The sequence below is a fragment of the Thermophagus xiamenensis genome, from assembly GCF_900112795.1.
GTDB classification, from domain to species: domain Bacteria; phylum Bacteroidota; class Bacteroidia; order Bacteroidales; family Marinilabiliaceae; genus Thermophagus; species Thermophagus xiamenensis.
This window is the reverse complement of the sequence record NZ_FONA01000001.1, coordinates 33,680-53,930: the sequence shown is the minus strand read 5'-3', so window position 1 is coordinate 53,930 and position 20,251 is coordinate 33,680. Positions and strand designations below refer to the sequence as shown.

The following is a 20,251-nucleotide window of genomic DNA, read 5'->3' as shown; positions in this document are numbered from 1 at the left end:
ATTACAGCACAGAACGGTCTTCTTGGATTTGGATAATTGAATGGCTTGGTTTCTTCTATATATTAACTAATTAACAAATTAAACGAAATGAAAAAAAATCATAGACTATTATCGAAAAGGGTATTTTTTGCATTAACCCTTTTTTTATCGGTATCATTTGTTTCCCTTTCACAAGAGATAAGGGTGACAGGAAAAGTTACTGACACCAATGGTGAGCCTTTGCCCGGTGTCAATATTGTTGTTCAAGGTACCACTACAGGGACCATTACAAACATAAATGGTGAGTATTCCTTAAGTGTTCCAGAGGACGCTTCTTTAAGGTTTAATTTTGTTGGATTTGAACCAATTGTTGTTCCGGTAGAAAACAGAAATGTTATTGATGTGGTGATGAAAGAAGATCTATTGGCTCTGGACGAGATTGTTGTTGTAGGCTATGGTACACAAAGAAAAGAAGCTGTTACTGGTTCAGTTGCATCAATTAAAGGTGAGGAATTGAATGAAGTGGCTTCTTCCAATGTTACTGAAGCGCTGCAGGGAAGGTTACCCGGTGTGCAGATGAGCAGGACTTCTACAAAGCCAGGTTCTGAAATGCAAATTCGCATCCGGGGTACGCGTTCGTTAAATGCCAGTAATGATCCGCTGATTGTTTTGGACGGGATTCCCTTTGCCGGGTCAATTGGTGATATTAATCCTAATACCATTCAAAGTGTGGATATTTTAAAAGATGCTTCAGCAACAGCTATTTATGGCTCGAGAGGAGCAAATGGCGTTATTTTAATTACTTCCAAAAAAGGACAGAAGGGACAAGCTGCAAAAGTTTCTTATAATGGATATTACGGAATCAAAACTCTTTTTGCTGAATATCCGATGATGGACGGCCCTGATTTTGTTAAATTAAGAGAAGCTGCCGGTCAGTTTACCAATACTCTGGATGAATCCAATGACATAAATACCGATTGGCAGGATATGTTTTATACCTCTGCTATGGTTACTAGTCACGATTTGAGTATCGCCGGTGGAGGTGAAAATAGTAGTTATAACTTTGGAATTGGCTACTATAAGGATGAAGCAGTAATCCCTGGGCAAGACTATGAACGTTTTTCTTTTAGAGGAACTCTTGACCAGGAAATAGGTGAGTATCTTCGTTTGGGTTTTACATCCAATAATAACTATTCTATCTCTAATGGAGATAATTTAAGCCTTTATGGATTATTAAGTTTATCTCCAATAGCTAATCCCTATAATGAAGATGGTTCCTTGAAAAGAACTGTTCAGATGCCTTTGGATGAACAGTGGGTTTATACTGAGGAGACAATAAATAATTTAGGAGACAAATGGATTGATCAGGATAAAGTTTTTGGGTCTTACAATACTTTGTTTGGAGAGGTGAAAATCCCGGGAATCGAAGGACTAAAATATCGGTTAAATATTGGCTTGAATTTTCGTACAAAGAACGAAGGAAGCTATACCGGAGAAGGTGTGTTTGCATCCAATGCTACAACCCCGTCTACTGCTACCATTGCCAATTCATTTACCACTAATTGGGCTATCGAAAATTTATTGACTTACGATCGAACTTTTGCCGACAAACACCGATTGAATGTTGTAGCACTCTATTCGGCTGAAGAGACCAAATATAACAAGTCACAAGTTTCAGCTAAGGATATTCCGGCCGACCATTTTCAGTTTTATAATCTGGGCCGGGCAGATGGTGAGATTACCATCGACCCTGCAGATCAAGATTATGAAGTGAGTGGACTCCTGTCTTGGATGGGACGCGTTATGTATTCTTTTGATGATCGCTATATGGTAATGGCGACGATTCGTTCCGATGGTTCTTCCCGACTGGCCGAAGGTCATAAATGGCATACCTATCCGGCTGTATCCGTGGGTTGGAATATTTCGGAGGAGACTTTCATGCAGGATTTGGATTTTATTAATAACCTAAAATTAAGAGTTGGTTACGGGCAAACATCTAACCAAGCCGTTGACCCTTATAAAACGTTGGGATTATTAAATACTCGACCCTATAATTTCGGAAGTGAGTTCGCAACTGGTTTTTATGTCTCAGAGTTACCTAATGATGAGCTGGGCTGGGAGTATTCCGAAACCTGGAATTATGGGGTAGATTTTTCTTTATTGGGACATCGCATTTCCGGTACCTTCGAGTATTATGTTCAGAAAACAAAGGATATATTGCTGGAAGTTAACTTGCCAAGTACTTCAGGGGTGAGCAGTTATATGGCCAATATTGGAGAAACACAAAATAAAGGTTTTGAAATATCTCTTAATGGAATCATTATCGATGATCTTAATGGCTGGACCTGGGAAGCCGGAATAAACCTGTATTCTAATAAAAATGAATTGGTGGCATTGGCATCTGGACAGGATAGGGATGAAAGCAATTGGTGGTTTGTTGGACACCCTATAAATGTTATTTATGATTATGAAAGAATTGGGCTCTGGCAAGAGGGAGATCCCTATCTGGATATTTTGGAACCCGGAGGTAATGTTGGGATGATTAAAGTTAAATATACAGGTGGGTATAATGAAGACGGAACCCCGGTTCGCCAAATAGGTCCCGACGACCGTCAGGTTATTGAAGTAGATCCCGATTTTCAGGGTGGATTTAATACACGAGTAGCATATAAAAATGTTGATTTTTCTGCCGTTGGTGTTTTTCAAGGAGGTGGTACATTAATTAGTACTCTTTACTCTGCCTCAGGTTATCTTAATATGTTAAATGGTAGAAGAGGTAATGTGGATGTTGATTACTGGACGCCCGAAAACCCTAATGTAAGATACCCCAAACCAGGAGGAATTACCGACGGGGATAATCCCAAGTATGGTAGTACTTTAGGTTATTTTGATGCATCTTATCTGAAAATTCGTACCCTTACATTGGGTTATAACTTTAATCAGAATAATTGGTTAGATAAAACAGGGATTGATAGATGCCGAGTTTATTTCTCTGTTCAAAATCCTTTTGTTTTGTTCTCTCCTTATCATAAAGAATCAGGAATGGACCCCGAAACCAATTCGTATGGGAATGAAAATGTCGCTGTTACAGAAACTTATCAACCTCGGTTATTAACCATAGGTACTAATACCCCATCTACTCGAAATTTCTTATTTGGTATTAACTTGACCTTTTAAACAACAGAACAATGAAAAACAGATATATAAAAAAAGTTGTTGGAACAATAGTATTAATGGCGTTCCTTTGGGGATGTTCGGATGTCCTCGATGAGCAACCTAGAAGCATCTATGAACCAGGATATTTTAAAACCGAAAAAGGAGTTATAGGAGGTATAACTTCTTTGTATGCTCATCTACGATATATTTATGGACAAGCATATTATTACAATGCTTGCCTAACAGGAACGGATGAGGTAACGTATGCTCAAAGTGCTGATGCTAATTTTAAAGATATGGATTTATCCGGTGCCGGATCATTAACCCCTAGCAGCAGTAGGGCTGATGTTTTATGGTCGGCAGCCTTCCCTAATATTAATACTGCCAACGGAATTATAGAAAATGCCGAAGAGGTAGAGTCTATTCCGCCTTCCCTTATTGCCGAAGCCAAGTTTTTTAGAGCCTTTGATTATTTTATGCTGGTTCAAACATTTGGCGGAGTGCCTTTGGATTTGGGCGCCGGAGAATTAGCGTTTAATACTTCCCCTTCACGTCTTTCAGTTCGTAATACAGTTCCGGAAGTATATACAAAAGCTATTTTCCCCGATTTAATTGAGGCTGTAAATGATTTACCCGAATACCCAAGAGTAACCGGTGGTGTTACCAAAAATGTGGCGCGTTTGTTTCTTTCAAAAGCCTATTTGACTTATGGCTGGTGGTTGGAAAATCCTAATAACATTCCAACCTATCCGGAAACTGATCGGGTCGATCCTGACGGGCATGATGCCCAATGGTATTTTCAAAAGGCTTATGACATAGCTGTTGAAGCAATTGATAATCCAGGACCTTATGGTTTGCAGGAGACTTTTTATGATGTCAATCTTGCACAAAATGATCGAAACAATGAAATTTTACTATATGCTGATCACACTGAAGAGAGTGAGTATTATAACGGAGGAAGTCTGACCTACGGAAGTGGTAGTGCCCCGGATAATTTTGCTGTGTGGATGATGACCTGGAATTATACCAACCTTAGAAGTGCAACGGACCCAGAGTGGAATGAACTTATTAGCTCTGTTCAAAGGGAAGCTACTCAGGCATTAGGTAGGCCCTGGACTCGTATGTGCCCCACAATTGGTGTTATTGAAAACACTTTTGCCGATAAGACTAATGATTCTCGTTATGATGGAACCTTTACTACGGTTTATCGGGGTAACTGGCCTAAAGGTGGTAGTGAGGTTGAATATGTTTACAATGCTAATAATTTGATAGTATATCCGGGAGAACCTATTTTAACTTTTCTTGATGAAGAACCTTCAGAACCTATTGATTATTCTAATTCTCAATATAATAGTAATGTAGGTGCAGGCGTTTTGCCAGGCAGAGCTGATTATGTTATTTCTCCTCGGGGAATCAGCCGGCTGAGATATCCCGGTCTTTGGAAACTTGGGGTTTATAGAACCGATAATAACGGAGGGTTAGGTCAACCTAATGCTGGAAGTACTCGTCCATTCAATATTGCAAAATTTTCCGAATTTTACTTTATTGGTGCTGAGGCTGCTGTTAAAGGAGCTATAACTCAGCCAGGTAAAAGTGCTAGAGATTTAATTAATGTTATACGGGCTCGCGCTGGAAAGTGGCGTTGGCATAACAATGGCAATGTACCTAAAGATGAAGATCGTAGTGCGGAAATGATCGCTGCCACACCAAATGAGATAACCATTGATTATATCCTGGACGAAAGGTCTAGAGAGTATTATGGTGAAGGATACAGGTGGTATGACCTGGTAAGAACGCAGACTTGGGATAGAATTGCAGCTACTTATGAGATTGGACCGTCAGAACTTGATAGGCAAGGAGAAGATCCTCAGGTGTTTACAAGAACCATAGAAGATTATCATTACCTTCGTCCTATCCCACAAAGCCAAATTGATGCATTAGAATTGTCTGATGAAGAAAAACAGGCCTATCAAAATCCAGGATATTATTAATTCATATCATTAGAACAAGTGTTTTGGTTGTTCTATTTTAGGGACAACCAAAACACCAAATTTAATTTTTAACTTATGGGGTTATTTTATTCTGGTAATTGTGCTTCAAGATTTTCAAGGTATTATACTATTACTGCCATAATTTTTCTATTCTTTAGTTGTTCTTCTTCTGATCAAAAAGTACTTCCGGCAAGGCAGAAAATTTCCATCAACAGGGATTGGAAATTTTATAAATATAAAGAGGGCGAGCAACCGGATGATTTAATTTATGATGTACGTCCTGAGTTAAAACAGGTGGCCGAATTGAGAGTGGCCGATTCCCGGCCTACGCAAGCAGAGAAAGTGAAAGCCCGGCAGGTGGTATTAAAACCCTGGATTCTCCCTTCCGGAAATGCTTTCATTAAAGATTCTTCCAAGCACTTTGTACGACCCGAGGGTAACCCTGGAGAAAATTTCCCGTTTGTTAAAATTGATTTTGATGATACTTCTTGGCAGCAAGTTAATTTGCCTCACGATTGGGCCATTACCGGACCCTTTCAGGAAGGATGGGATTCTGAAGTAGGGGGTGGTATGGGCCGATTACCCGTTAACGGCGTAGCCTGGTATCGGAAAAAAATTGTGATTCCTGAGGATTGGTCTGGGAAAACGGTTTTTTTAGATGTGGACGGTGCCATGTCTTACGCTATGGTATGGCTTAATGGTTATTTGGTTGGGGGATGGCCTTATGGTTATAACTCATGGCGACTGGATCTTACTCCTTATCTTGTTTTCGGAGGAGTCAATCAATTGGCTATTCGGTTAGACAATCCAAACTATTCTTCTCGATGGTATCCCGGTGGAGGCATTTACCGTAATGTATGGTTAACAGTGGTCAATCCTGTTCATGTGGCTCAGTGGGGTACTTTTATTTCTACTGAGCACATCGATTCGGCTAAAGCAAGCGTTAAAATTAAAATTGATATTGAAAATACAGGAAATCGAAAAGCGGATATTGAGGTGGTTACTTCTGTATTTGCTTTTGAGGAAGTTGATCTTCCGGAAAAATCTCCCGTAGCTGTTTCCCAACTCAAAGAAACATCCGTTTTTCCTAAAGGGAAGGTTCATGTTGAAAATGTTATTGAAATACCCAATCCAAGACTTTGGGGCCCACCACCTACACAAGAGCCTAAGTTATATGTGGCTATTACAGAAATTTTTCAAAATAAAAGCAGACTAGATCGTTATGAAACTCGATTTGGAATTCGACAGATTGAATTTAACCCTGATAGTGGTTTGATTGTCAACGGTGAACATATTCCTATTAGGGGAGTTAACCAGCATCACGACTTGGGTGCTTTGGGGGCAGCTTTCAATACGCGCGCTGCCGAACGTCAGCTTGAGATACTTAGAGAAATGGGGTGTAATGCCATACGAATGGCACACAATCCTCCGGCACCCGAGCTTTTAGAGCTAACTGATAAGATGGGTTTTCTCGTAATTGATGAAATTTTTGATTGCTGGGAGATGAAAAAAACACCTCATGATTTTCATCTTATTTTCCCTGAATGGTTTGAACAGGATATAAGAGCAATGGTTCGTAGAGATAAAAATTGCCCTTCTGTTTTTCTTTGGAGCTTTGGCAATGAGGTTGGTGAACAATATACCGGCGAAGAAGGGGCTGCATTGGCAAGAAAGCTAGCAGCAATTGTAAAGGATGAGGACCCTACCCGATTGACTACTGCATCCATGAATTATGCTCAACCACATATGCCTTTCCCTGAAGCTCTCGATGTTATTAGCCTAAATTATCAGGGTGAAGGAATAAGGCAAGATCCGATGTTTGAAGGTACTGAGCGTATACGAAGACCACCTTCTTATCAAGCCTTTCATGATAAATTTCCCAATAAAGTGATTCTTAGCAGTGAAACAGCATCTGCCATGAGCAGCAGAGGTGTTTATTTATTTCCTGTTACTGATAAGTTGAGTTCACCTATTCGGGATGGAATGGGCGGAGATTCAAAAAATCGTCAAGTAAGTTCCTATGAACTTTATGCTGTAGATTTTGGATCATCTGCCGATAAAGTCTTTAGAGAACTAGAGAAACATCCATTTGTTGCGGGGGAATTTGTTTGGAATGGCTTTGATTATTTGGGAGAACCAACACCATATTATTTATCCCGCAGTTCATATACAGGTATCATTGATTTGGCTGGTTTTAAAAAAGATCGGTTTTATCTTTATCAGGCTCATTGGCGACCAGATTTACCTATGGTTCATATATTGCCCCATTGGAACTGGCCCGAAAGAGTTGGGAAGATTACCCCGGTTCATGTTTTCACTTCAGGTGATGAGGTTGAACTTTTTCTTAATGGAAAATCATTAGGTCGTAAAAGAAAGAATAAATTTGAATATCGGTTGAGGTGGGATAATGTAATTTATGAACCGGGTGAATTGAAGGCTTTGGCCTTTAAAAATGGAAAGCCTTGGGCTCAGACGGTTGTGAAAACTACTGGTGAAGCTTCCAAACTTCGCCTTACGGCCGATAGAAACGTCATTGAGGCCAACGGATATGACCTTGCATTTATTACAGTAGAAATTGTTGATAAGGATGGTCTTGTAGTTCCCCGTAGTAATCACGAAATTGTATTCAGTATTGAAGGCCCGGGAACTATTGTTGCTACCGATAATGGAAATCCTGCTGATATGACGGCTTTCCCTTCAAAGGTGAGGAATGCTTTTAACGGTTTGGCTTTAGTTATTGTCCGGGCAGAACCGGAAAAAACAGGTACAATCGTTGTTTCGGCTAATTCTTCCGGTTTAAAAGCTGCCAAAGTAAAAATTAAAAGTAAATGATTATGTGCCGGAAAGTCATCGTTACTCAAACATGGAATTTTACAATGTTCTGTAGGGATTCCATAGAAAAATATGAACTTATGATTTGAAGTTCTTTTTATGTGATTAACCTGTTGTGAATGAATGCTTTTTTTATAATTGTTGAATTAAATTTATTGGATATGCTTATAGGGAAAAAAATTGGTGTTTTGGTAATTCTTGGGATGTTTTGGATGTCATGTCAAAATTCATATCATGGATTACGAAAAGCTGCAGATAAAAAAGGATTAAACTTTGGATTTGCTGTCCACACGAGTTTTTTCAATATGTCAGCAGATGATCCTTATGTTAAAATTCTAAAAGAAAATGCCAATACTTTGGTGGCCGAAAATATCATGAAACCGGTTTATATACAACCAGAAAGAGGGGTCTTTCATTTCGAATTGGCCGATCAGTTGATTAATTTTGCGGAAGCCAATGATATGAAAGTTAGAGGACATTGTCTGGTTTGGCATCAACAAATACCTTATTGGATGAATGATACTACTTTATCTCGCCAGGAATTATTGCAGATAATGAAAGATCATATTACAACGGTTGTTTCCAGGTATAAAGGAAGAATAAAGGAGTGGGATGTTGTTAACGAAGCTATTGATGTTGAAGAAGAAGATAATTTTAGGAAATCTGTTTGGTATAGGGTTATTGGTCCGGATTATATTGATTCTGCTTTTGTTTATGCGCATCGGTCTGACCCTGATGCCATATTATATTACAATGATTATGATGCAGAAGGGATGAATGAAAAGTCTGATGCCGTCTATGAGTTGGCATCCAAATTGGTAAAAAATAATATCCCCATACATGCCATCGGCCTCCAGTCTCATTTTACTGTTGATCAGATTGATTTGGACGAAATTAAACAAAATATTAAACGAATAGGGGATCTAGGGCTGATGGCTAATATTACAGAACTTGACATTGGCATCCCTTCTAATGATTTTGGACCTCAAGCTTTGGAAAAGCAAGCTCATTATTATGGTGCCCTAATGCAGATGATTTTGGAGAGTGAAAATTCTAATTCCTTTATTGTGTGGGGTGAGCATGATGGGTTGTCTTGGATTCCGGGATTTACCGAAGGGAAAAAAGTTGCCCCTTTAATTTTCGACTCTGCATTAAATCCAAAACCAGCTTACTATCGATTATTAGAAGTATTGAATGATTAATTCGATTGAAATAAAATTTTTAAAGATTAATGGTTATGTATAATACAAATATTTTTGAGAACCATAAACAAAATTGGTTAAAGGAAGTTTTGTTTTTATTTTTATTGCTTGGTCTTACTACAGCATGTAAGCAACAAAAAGAGAAGTATCTAGATCCAACCCTTCCTTTTGAGGAAAGGGCAGCCGATTTGGTGTCGAAGATGACTTTAGAAGAGAAAGTTTCTCAAATGCAGCATGCAGCTCCTGCTATTGAGCGTCTTGGAATCCCTGAGTACAACTGGTGGAATGAGTGTTTGCATGGGGTGGGACGTGCCGGAATTGCAACCGTTTTCCCTCAGGCTATTGGTATGGCGGCCATGTGGGATGATGAAGAGATGTACCGTATTGCAACAGCTGTTTCCGATGAAGCCAGGGCTAAGCATCACGATTTTGCACGACGGGGAAAACGCGGAATCTATCAAGGACTCACCTTTTGGACACCTAATATTAATATTTTTCGCGATCCAAGATGGGGAAGAGGTATGGAAACTTACGGTGAAGATCCTTTCTTGACAGGTGAGCTCGCGGTTGATTATATTAAGGGTTTGCAGGGTGATGATGATCGATATCTTAAACTGGTGGCCACTTCTAAACACTTTTTAGTCCATAGTGGTCCTGAACCCGACCGTCATCACTTTGATGCCAGAACCTCTGCTCGCGATTCTCTGATGACTTATACTCCTCATTTCAAGAAAACAATTCAGGAAGCTGGTGTTTATTCGGTTATGTGTGCATATAACCGATATAACGGTTTGCCTTGCTGTGGCAGCAAACCGGTTGAAAATCTTTTGCGTAATGAATGGGGATTTAAAGGTTACATTGTTTCCGATTGTTGGGCAGTAGCCGATTTCTATAAAAAAGGGCATCATGAGGTTGTGCCAACCGTGGAAGAAGCTGCTGCTATGGCCGTTAAAGCAGGCACCGATTTGAATTGTGGAAATTCTTATCCGGCCCTTGTGGATGCTGTTAAACAAGGGCTTGTTAGTGAAGAAGAGATTGATGTTTTAGTGAAACGATTGATGGAAGCACGTTTGAGGCTCGGTATGTTTGATCCTCCTGAAATGGTGCCTTATACAAATATCCCCTATTCCGTGGTCGACAGCAAAGAACATCGGGAACTGGCATTGATAGCCGCACGTAAATCAATGGTGTTGCTTAAAAATGACAATAATACCCTTCCGTTAGACAAAAATGTTAAAAATGTTGCTGTTATTGGACCTAATGCCAATAATCTGGACGTTTTGCTGGCGAATTATAATGGCTATCCATCTAACCCTGTTACACCTTTAGATGGGATACGACAAAAGCTTCCCAACGCTAATGTTCAATATGCTTTAGGGTGCAGGCATGCCGAGGGCTTCCCTTATTTATTGCCCGTTCCCTCAGAATATCTTTTCGTGGATGAAGAGCTTTCTCAAAACGGATTGAAAGGTGAATACTTTGCTAATATCAACTTACAAGGTGATCCATTACATGTTCGTATCGATAAAAATGTTGATTTCACATGGTGGACAACCCCTCCTTTCGAGGATATGCAATACGATAAGTTTTCGGTAAGGTGGTCCGGATGGTTGGTACCACCTGTATCAGGGCAGTATGCTATTGGTGGCGAAGGGTTTTCTTCCTATAAAGTATTACTCGATGATAAGGTTATGGCTCAATGGAATGATATTCATCATCCAAGAGCTTTTTATGAAACCATTCATCTTGAAAAAGGGAAAAAATATAAGGTTCTTATAGAATATACACAGAATAATACTGAGTATCCGGTAATGAAATTCCTCTGGGATGTCCCGGGTCGTAACCTGAAAAAAGAGGCTATTCAAATAGCTGCTGCCTCTGACGTTGTCTTGATGTTTATGGGATTGAGTCCAAACTTAGAGGGAGAAGAGATGCCGGTTAATGTTCCTGGATTTTCAGGTGGAGATCGGGTGGACATAAAATTGCCACAGATTCAGACCGATTTGGTGAAAGCCATAATGTCTCTGGGAAAACCTGTGGTTCTGGTTTTACTTAACGGAAGTGCCTTGGCTATCAATTGGGAGGCCGAGAATGTTCCGGCTATTCTTGAAGCCTGGTATCCTGGACAAGCTGGTGGAACAGCTATTGCCGACGTTCTGTTTGGTGATTACAATCCCGCTGGACGGTTACCCGTTACCTTCTATAAATCAGTAACGCAATTGCCGCCGTTTGAAGACTATAGTATGGACGGCCGTACTTATCAATATTTTAAAGGAGAAGCTCTATTTCCTTTTGGTTATGGTCTTAGCTACACTTCTTTTAAATATGACAACCTGGTTGTTCCGGATAAATTAGAAGCAGGTAAAGAGGTTACCGTTCATGTGGATGTAACCAATACGGGAAACAGGGATGGCGACGAAGTTGTCCAACTTTATGTTTCACATCCTGATGTAGAATCAGCACCTATTCGGAGCCTGCAAGGGTTTGACCGAATTGCACTCAAAGCCGGTGAAACTAAAACGGTTTCATTTACTCTCAAGCCTGAACAACTGGCCGTTTATCAGCCTCAAAACGGGTTGGTGGTTCCAGCTGGAAATCTTAAACTGAGCGTGGGAGGACGGCAGCCAAATCCTGAAGCCATTGCCAAGGGATATGCCTTGGAAAAATTGGTATATATAGAAGGTGATTATATTGTTCCTTGAAATTAACCTATTTATCTGTTTGATATTTTATTGTGTCTGAGGATGTCATAATCAACAACTATTTATTTTGTAACTTCTTTGGATTTTCATAAGAGTTATCCAGGTATATTTTAAGTTTCACGGTGATTTAGGCATCCTCAGACATATTTGCTAGCTGATCTGTACGTTTCTCTGAATTTCCCCGAATAAAAAGCGGTGTAAAAAAATGAGTTGAACCAGTTAGCGCCTTATACCGACCCATTGGCAACCCATAATTCCCTTCCAATGTTTTGGGTTTAGTTGGCGTTTGTTTATAAGGGAAAGGGGGATGGTACGTCCTCCCGACTACTTAATCTATCTTGTTTATTAATTCCCGGGTAATTGGATTGATTTAAATAGAATGGTCTAATTTAAATAGACGATGGCTTTATCTATTATCTGGATGTTAAAATTAATGATATGTATGTAAGAAAATATATTCTGTTATTGGGGTTGATGGTTATTTCTGTAAAAGTCTCTGCAGAATCTGGTGAGGCGTTGTGGATGAGGTATTTAAAGCTTCCTTCGGACCTCCAGTCTCTTTATATTCCCTATGCGCAGGTTTATTTTGAGGAAGGCAGCTCTACAATTGAAGTTGCTAAACAAGAACTGGCACAGGCTTTTGTAGGTTTGACAGGTGTGGATATAAAATTTCAGAAGAAACCCTTTAAGTGCAGTCTTTTAATTGGTAAAAATGTAAATCAGTTTTGGAATATTCCGGACATAGAAAAGAATTTGAAAAAATGTGCTAATGAGGGGTTTGTTATCAGGTCTGTAAAGAGAAATGGCGTCAGAAGAATTATCGTTACTGCCAATACCGACGCAGGCATCCTTTATGGTACCTTTGCTTTAATTCGTCTTATGCAAACAGGATGTCCATTAGATTCTTTAAATATTATTGAAAGACCAAAATATAAATTTAGGTTGCTAAATCACTGGGATAATCTTGATGGGACCGTTGAGAGAGGTTATGCAGGTCGGTCCATTTGGTGGAACCGTAAAGAAACTTTGGATGCTCTGAAACATCAATATCTGACATACGCACGTGCCAATGCTTCTATTGGAATTAACGGTACAGTTTTAAATAACGTGAATGCTAATCCTAAAGTGCTTGATCAAGAATATATAGAGAAATTTGCTCGTTTTGCCGATTTGCTTCGACCGTATAATATTAAAGTTTTTATGTCTATTAATTTTTCTTCCCCTGTCATAATTGGAGGGTTGCCTAGTTCAGATCCTTTAAGGGAAGATGTTCAGCAATGGTGGAATCAAAAAGTAAAAGAGATATATGAAGCCATTCCCGATTTTGGTGGATTTCTTGTAAAAGCCAATTCCGAAGGACAGCCAGGACCTCAGGATTACGGCCGCTCTCATGCCGATGGGGCCAACATGCTGGCCAGGGCACTTGAACCTTATGGCGGCATTGTGATGTGGAGAGCTTTCGTTTATTCGCCTTCCGGGGATGATAGGGCCAAACAGGCATATGATGAGTTTGTTCCTCTTGATGGTCAGTTTCGGGATAATGTGATTATTCAGGTTAAAAACGGGCCCATAGATTTTCAGCCAAGAGAGCCGTTTAGTCCTCTGTTTGGCGCTATGGAAAAAACTCCTCTCATGATTGAATTTCAAATTACTCAAGAGTATTTAGGGTTTTCTGATCATTTGGTTTATTTGGCCCCTTTACAAAAAGAGTGTTTGGATAGTGATACTTATGTTAAAAATGAGGGCTCAACTGTAGCCATAGTTACCAACGGTACTTTGTTCAAACATCAATATTCAGCTATTGCTGGGGTGGCTAATATAGGTCGTGATATTAATTGGACCGGTCATCATTTTGCCCAGGCTAACTGGTATGCTTTTGGACGTCTCGCCTGGAATCATAACCTGAAGCCCGAAGACATAGCAAGGGAATGGATAAAAATGACTTTTACCCATGATTCGGTATTCGTGGAGTCTGTGCTGGATATTATGATGCGGTCGCGTGAGGCGGTAGTTAATTATATGACACCTATGGGGTTACATCACTTAATGGGGTGGGATCATCATTATGGTCCTGCGCCTTGGACTGACATTGAAGGTGCCCGTCCGGATTGGTTGCCTCGTTATTATCATAATGCTTCGGAAGAAGGGATTGGTTTTAATCGAAGTAAATCGGGTAGTAATGCCGTTTCTCAATATGCTGAGCCTTTGTGTTCTATGTTTAACAATCCTAAGACTTGTCCTCAAAATCTATTATTGTGGTTTCATCATCTGCCTTGGGATTATCGACTTAGTTCCGGACTTACTTTATGGCAGGAATTGTGTTATCACTATTATCGTGGTGTTGATGAGGTTAAGCTTATGCAAAAAAAGTGGGATCGCTTACGAGGTAGGATTGATGATGAGCGGTTTGAACATGTGCAACATAAACTAAAAGTACAGGTTCGCGAAGCCAAATGGTGGCGAGATGCGTGCGTTCTTTATTTTCAGACTTTTTCAAAGATGCCCATCCCTTATGAGCTGGAACGTCCCGAACACGATTTGGATGAATTAATGAATCTTAAATTTGATATGAAAAATCATAATTAAGTTTGTTCAATTACGATGGATTATTGATTAGAAAATGCCGGTTATGATGTAATTTTGATTTAATTGAGAGAAACCGTGATCGTTTTTTCGGTCGTTTTTCTGTCAAAGATTTGAAGTTTGTGCATAATGACTGGTACCAGAAAGGGTTAAAGTACTGCATCGATACAGATTAAAAGCATAAGGCCCGGCAATGATTAATCGTTATGAAATGATTAGAACCAAGAACGTTTCCACCAAAGAACATGTATATAAATATTTAGGCATAAGTGCACAGGCAGAAGGGCTAATAGGTCAATAGGCCGATAGGCTGTTAGGTCATTAGTCAACAAGTGGTTAGTGTTGAATGACTAACGACTAACCACTAATGACTAATTTTAAATAGTTCAATAAAATAAGTAAATTTTATACTAATGAAACGAGCATGGCGATTTTAGTCACAAAAGCACATGTATAAATTTGACTAAGCCATGCGAATTCCATTAGACCAATGAATTAGATAAATTATATAATAATGAAACGAGCATGACAATGAGAGATTTTCACAAAAGAGAATGTATAAAACTCTTTGTCATGCGAGTTCCATTCGGCCAATGAGTTAAATAAATTATATACGAATGAAAAGAACAATTTGTTGCCGGGCTCTATAAGTTTTTAATTAAAATTTCTTGACTTAAAACTTAGCTCCTATTTCAAAAACATAGAAAGACATGGGTTGAAGAGTTTCATGGATAACCTTACCCTTGATTTTGATTGTCGATTGAACGGGAACAACCTTTTTGGGCGTTTCAAAAGTGTTGTACGCCAAGGGGTCATCGGCAGTCATCAGATAAACCGTTGCTTTTTTATCAAACTTCGCATTCCCGTTCATGTTTATTATAACTTCTTGCGAATTGTTTGATGCATTTACAAGTTTTATATAAACTTTTCCGTTATTTTTATCTCTTGATGCACTAGCATATAGTTTATTTTGTCCGGTAAGAGGCGACCCGTCTTTAGTGATGTTTAAAACTTCATTACCTGTACAGGTAGAATAAAGTTTTTGAACATAGTAATTTGGAGTACCAACCACATTGAGATTATCGAACCAAATGAGGTCAGGACGCCACTGCCAAGCTTCTACATGTGCCATTAACGGGGCATACGATGCCATATTCACCACATCGGCATTCCGCACCAGCCCGGTCATGAAGGCTGCTTCGCTTAAGGCACTCAACCATGTGTTTTTAGATAATGGATACTCTTTTTCCGGTCCGTGTGCAGCGTATTCACCTGCAAAAACTTTTGGCCCGTTACGGTCGTAATCGTCGTAGCGATCTGCATTGCTAAAAAACCAATCTGGACTCATGTAATAATGCTCGTCTATCAGATCTACCTCTTCATCTTTCATTTCGTTCCATAGATAATGAAAACGCTCATCTTCAGGTTTTGGACCTGAGCCACCCACCAACATTATTTCTGGGTGTTTTTGGCGAAGAACCTCTGCGAATTTTTGATAGCGTTCCACATATTGTTCGCCCCATTGCTCATTGCCTATTCCCAGAAATTTAAGATTAAAAGGTTGGGGATGTCCCATTTGGGCTCTTAGTTTTCCCCATTGCGTAGTTGTATCACCATTGGCAAACTCTATTAAATCTAATGCATCCTGGATATATGGATCCAACTCATCCAGTGGAACCAGTTCGCCGGTATTGTATTGGCAAGCCATGCCACAATTGAGGATGGGAAGGGGTTCGGCACCAAGATCCTCGGCCAGAAGAAAATATTCGTAAAATCCTAATCCGAAAGATTGAAAATAATCGGGCGTATGGCGATGCATAAACTCCGTATTCCACCGGTTGATGATCATTTCCCGTTCCTCTACCGGACCTACCGTTTTTTTCCATTGATAACGCAGACTAAGGTCATGACCTTCTACGATACATCCCCCGGGAAAACGCAGAAAGCCGGGTTTTAGATCATACAACATCTGAACCAGATCAGCACGAAGGCCGTTTTTTCGGTTTTTCCATGTATTTTCCGGAAACAGAGAAATCATATCCATATCCACGATGCCTTTCCCCTTGACCATTACCCTGAGCGATGCTTTGGGATCGGTCTGAGAAGAGGTGAGGGAGCCTTCCAGCTTTTGCCATTCCTTGGTGAACCCTGTGATTGTGGTTTGCCCTATAACGCTACCTTCGGAGTTTACCAATTCTACCACTACTTCAGGGGTGTCACCATCTGCCTTTCGAGCTATGACCGAAAAGTTGTATCGTTCATTGGCCCTGACACCCATCCCGCGAAAACCTTCATTTACCACACCATACAAACCTTGGTCATTCCGGCTATCGATTCGCAGATAGGTGGGATTAACCGGCTTTTTTTGTTCACGTTTCAGAATAAATATTTTACCATTCCCCTCTTCCTTGGAGGCTTCTTTCCATCCCATCATGGGTTCGTAAAATTCGAAGGATCTATTTTTTACCAATTCTGCATACAATCCGCCATCAGCACCAAAGTTGATATCCTCGAAAAATATCCCCCACATATAAGGTTTTATTGCTGCGGTGGCATGATCCACTTCCAGCGTTAACCGGCTCTGACCCATACCTGGCGTTGCGGCTATTATTGTTGAAAAGATCAAACTTAAAAGAAGCTTTTTCATAATATCAAAATTTGATTTAATGATTATTAAATGGTTTTTGGTCGTTGTTTTTTGATTGCAGCCAAAATAGATAAAAATGAATTTTAGGACAACATAGAGTATGGTTAATAATTAAAAGTACACTTTTTTTACCTATTTGTCCCCTTCATAATGTTGGTGATTTGTAGGGATGGATGAAGAAATTACTTTTTGGTTTATGCATGTTTCTCCAGAAACCAGACCTGACCGGGACAAGTCGTGATAAGTTGTGATAATGCTTTCTTTCATCTTTATTAAGCCCCACCAGTTTTATGTCATAGTGCCCAGTTGAAAAAAACCGGTACCTTGTTTAAAGTACCGGCTCCGTTAGTCTATTGAATGTTAGAAGGGTTGCATAACTTCCAGTTTTTGGTCTGGGGCTAATGCGTGAAGGATTATGATTCATTAGAGGGGCACCGGGTTTTTACCAGGGATCATTTTGTTCCATATTGGGATTGTTGTCAAGTTCGCTTTCTTGTATGGGGTAATTTTTCATCATCATTGGCATCAACAAAACGAATATCTCCAACTTGGGCATTGGGTTGAATTAAATCCCCGTTTTTGCTGTGCTCCAGAATTTCTTCTTCAGACCTGAATAATCCATCGGGGTTTAAGGGTAGAGTTAAAAATTATGGTCTTAAAATAAGCTATACGAAAAAAACGTATATAATTAGGTTTTTAGGGCGTTTATAAAGGGCAGTAACAAGCCGACAATCTTTTTTTAGATAATATTAACTACACCCACCCTGAACCCTGGTAATTTTTTTCTTTACCGGTTTTTGTTTTGCGGCCAGGTTATTTTCTATTTCTTGCATTTTTTTAGCGGCCTGTTGGCGAAAAAGTACCAGGGTTTGTTGCTCTTTAGTGGGGTTTTGAGGCATGTCCGAATATTCATAGAACAGCTGTTTGAATTCCTGGGCTGTAACGGCAAGAGCACGGCTGGTAGTATTTCCGTGATAGCGTGCAATGAGACAGGCCTGCTTTGCCTGAAGAGGGGTAGAACCGTAGAATACATTAGTTTGTATACGTTGATTTAGTAATTCGCGGTATGCAGGGTTATGCAATTCATCCAGCGGAATATTGATAGCTGTGGCAATGTGAAATTGTTGGTACTCCTCCGGGCTTCTGACATCGATGACGTTGTATTGATAGTAGTTGTTTATCAATTCGAAAGCCAGTTGGTCGGCATCAATAAGGTCGGGTTTGCACTCACCGGCCGCAGCTCGTGCCTCTAATTTTTGCATAACATATTCCTTTCGGGATGGGGTGACCATGATGAGGACAACTAAAATTACCGGTATTGCTGCTGCTAACGCTTTATTTTTCCATTGCCCGTTAAATATTTTTACAGCTTTACCGTTTACTTTATCTTCAATCACCCCCGTGGCCATAAATGCAACTATGGCTATTAATGTCATTAGCAATGCAAAAGTGGCAGGTTTTATTCCCAAAACTTCGTTAATAAGTACCGGTCCTTGGGGGTCGGCCATATATAATTTTTCCAGAAAAGGGAAAAACTCGCCAAAAGTGAAAATACCCAGCGTTGCGCCAAAAATGAAGGCCCATCCGTCTATTTTTCCTATGGCAGCGGCACAAGCACTTGTTCCGGGACAAAAACCTCCTACCACAAAACCTAATCCCATAATTAATCCGCCTGTGATGGCTGAAGGCAGAAAGGTGGGATTGACAAAAATAATGCTGGTATTCAGTAATTCAAGGTGTCCAAGTAGCAGAACGCCAATCATCGCTGTAATCCCCGCTGTGAAGAATACTTTTAATACGGTAAAGTCATAACCGTAGAAAAGACCTACCAGCTTTCGGGTAGAGGAAAAGCCTGCCTGCTCGAGAGCAAAACCAAAACCTATGCCCACAATAAAGGCAATAATAAAATTGTATTCTGGAGCTATGATATCCGGAATTAACGGTGCCATAATTTATGCTTGTTTTAGGGTTATCGTGAAATCCACATTTTTCTGAAGAACCAGGCAAATGCATAGGCGCCACCAAATATGGCAACCATCGTGACAATACCACCATAGGACATGACAGCCATCCCACTGAGAGCCGACCCGCTGGTACATCCCCGCCCCAGCTGGCTCCCAAAGCCAAAGAGAAAACCTCCCGCTATGGCGCCTGCCAAACGGCCAACATTGGTTACACCGGGTCCTTTCTCCAATTTCAGTCCTATGCGTCCCGATAGGGTGCCTGAGAAGAATGCCCCGACCAATACTCCCAGCATTTCGAATACAAGCCACGACTTCATGGGTCCCTGAGGATGGTCAGCGGCATAGCTGCGGTAATAAGGGGTGTTGCTGTAATGTTCCGGGGCAGCTGCTTTTACTGCACTAACAGCTACACTCTTCATGGCGCCGCTGGCACCCAAACCACGTCCGGTGATATAAATGGTCGTCAACAACACGAAACCCAGAAGTACTCCGGCAAGATAGGGATTCATATATCCATTTTTCTTGTTCATAGTTAACTCTTCTTAGATGTTATTTGGTGTCAGTAGCTTTTGAGCTGTCATCATCTGTTTCAAGGTCTTCATAACCGGTAATCATAGCCCTGATGTTTGAGGTGGGCGTTTCACCGGTGGTGGTCATGTAAACGTGAACAATGGCAAACATGATAATTAGGTATGCTCCAAGTGTATGGATGGAGGCTATCGTTTCCAGTGGTATGTCGCTTATAATAACCATATTGTTGGCATCGATGGTTCGGTAAAACATATAAATCAGACCGGTGATAATGAGCATTGGAGCCATTACCAGCTTAAAACCCAGGTAAGTGAGAGCCTGGAGGGGATTGAGCTTGCTTTTCGGTGACTTGCGGGTTGGGTGATTTTCTCCCTTGAAGATACCTACCGTGTAATAGCGAATTTGTGCTTTAAGTTTGGAAAATGTGGGAATGTACTGTCGCCACTCGCCTGTGGTGAAATGCCAGAAAATGGAAAAGGCGATAAGAATGAGGAGCATCCAGGCAGCTACTCGATGAGACTTCACTGCTTGTTCATAACCCAGAAAGGAATAACTGCCATGAATTTCGAAACCGGTAAGGGCCAGGTAAAATATGAGAATAGCCTGGGTCCAATGCCAGAAACGTTCAAATTTTCTATAGATATAAACTCTTGCCATGGCCGAT

General features: G+C 40.3%; 10 protein-coding genes. 6 read left to right on the top strand and 4 right to left on the bottom strand.

The window, feature by feature from the left end; translation table 11 throughout:
- Nucleotides 1-87 precede the first annotated feature (87 nt).
- The 6 genes from BM130_RS00205 to BM130_RS00180 all read left to right on the top strand — a co-directional run bounded on the left by BM130_RS00205 (nucleotide 88) and on the right by BM130_RS00180 (nucleotide 14,448).
- Nucleotides 88-3,156 carry a SusC/RagA family TonB-linked outer membrane protein gene (locus BM130_RS00205; RefSeq protein ID WP_010527297.1) on the top strand — a complete coding sequence of 1,023 codons (3,069 nt, stop codon included), beginning with the start codon at nucleotides 88-90 and terminating at the stop codon, nucleotides 3,154-3,156.
- An 11-nt stretch (nucleotides 3,157-3,167) separates the two neighbouring features.
- Nucleotides 3,168-5,126, top strand: coding sequence for a RagB/SusD family nutrient uptake outer membrane protein (locus BM130_RS00200; RefSeq protein WP_010527298.1), 1,959 nt, complete (start codon nucleotides 3,168-3,170; stop codon nucleotides 5,124-5,126).
- A 75-nt stretch (nucleotides 5,127-5,201) separates the two neighbouring features.
- Entirely contained in the window at nucleotides 5,202-7,958 is a 2,757-nt protein-coding gene (gene galB, locus BM130_RS00195; protein ID WP_010527299.1) for a beta-galactosidase GalB, read from the top strand.
- 119 nt (nucleotides 7,959-8,077) lie between these two features.
- The gene (locus BM130_RS00190; RefSeq protein WP_010527300.1) at nucleotides 8,078-9,160 is read left to right on the top strand and encodes an endo-1,4-beta-xylanase; all 1,083 of its coding nucleotides are present in this window, start codon (nucleotides 8,078-8,080) and stop codon (nucleotides 9,158-9,160) included.
- Nucleotides 9,161-9,195: 35 nt separating this feature from the next.
- Complete coding sequence (locus tag BM130_RS00185) at nucleotides 9,196-11,862, top strand: glycoside hydrolase family 3 C-terminal domain-containing protein (protein WP_157998103.1); 2,667 nt, start codon at nucleotides 9,196-9,198, stop codon at nucleotides 11,860-11,862.
- Nucleotides 11,863-12,300: 438 nt separating this feature from the next.
- Nucleotides 12,301-14,448 carry an alpha-glucuronidase family glycosyl hydrolase gene (locus BM130_RS00180; RefSeq protein ID WP_010527302.1) on the top strand — a complete coding sequence of 716 codons (2,148 nt, stop codon included), beginning with the start codon at nucleotides 12,301-12,303 and terminating at the stop codon, nucleotides 14,446-14,448.
- Nucleotides 14,449-15,118: 670 nt separating this feature from the next.
- Here BM130_RS00180 and BM130_RS00175 read toward each other — a convergent pair.
- The 4 genes from BM130_RS00175 to BM130_RS00160 all read right to left on the bottom strand — a co-directional run bounded on the left by BM130_RS00175 (nucleotide 15,119) and on the right by BM130_RS00160 (nucleotide 20,244).
- Entirely contained in the window at nucleotides 15,119-17,092 is a 1,974-nt protein-coding gene (locus tag BM130_RS00175; RefSeq protein ID WP_010527303.1) for an alpha-L-arabinofuranosidase family protein, read from the bottom strand.
- A 749-nt stretch (nucleotides 17,093-17,841) separates the two neighbouring features.
- Complete coding sequence (locus tag BM130_RS00170) at nucleotides 17,842-19,041, bottom strand: YeeE/YedE thiosulfate transporter family protein (RefSeq protein WP_010527305.1); 1,200 nt, start codon at nucleotides 19,039-19,041, stop codon at nucleotides 17,842-17,844.
- 20 nt (nucleotides 19,042-19,061) lie between these two features.
- Entirely contained in the window at nucleotides 19,062-19,586 is a 525-nt protein-coding gene (locus BM130_RS00165; protein ID WP_010527306.1) for a YeeE/YedE thiosulfate transporter family protein, read from the bottom strand.
- A gap of 19 nt (nucleotides 19,587-19,605) precedes the next feature.
- Nucleotides 19,606-20,244 (bottom strand): cytochrome b/b6 domain-containing protein, encoded by a 639-nt coding sequence (locus BM130_RS00160; protein WP_010527307.1) that lies wholly within the window; start codon nucleotides 20,242-20,244, stop codon nucleotides 19,606-19,608.
- Between the last annotated feature and the right edge of the window lie 7 nt (nucleotides 20,245-20,251).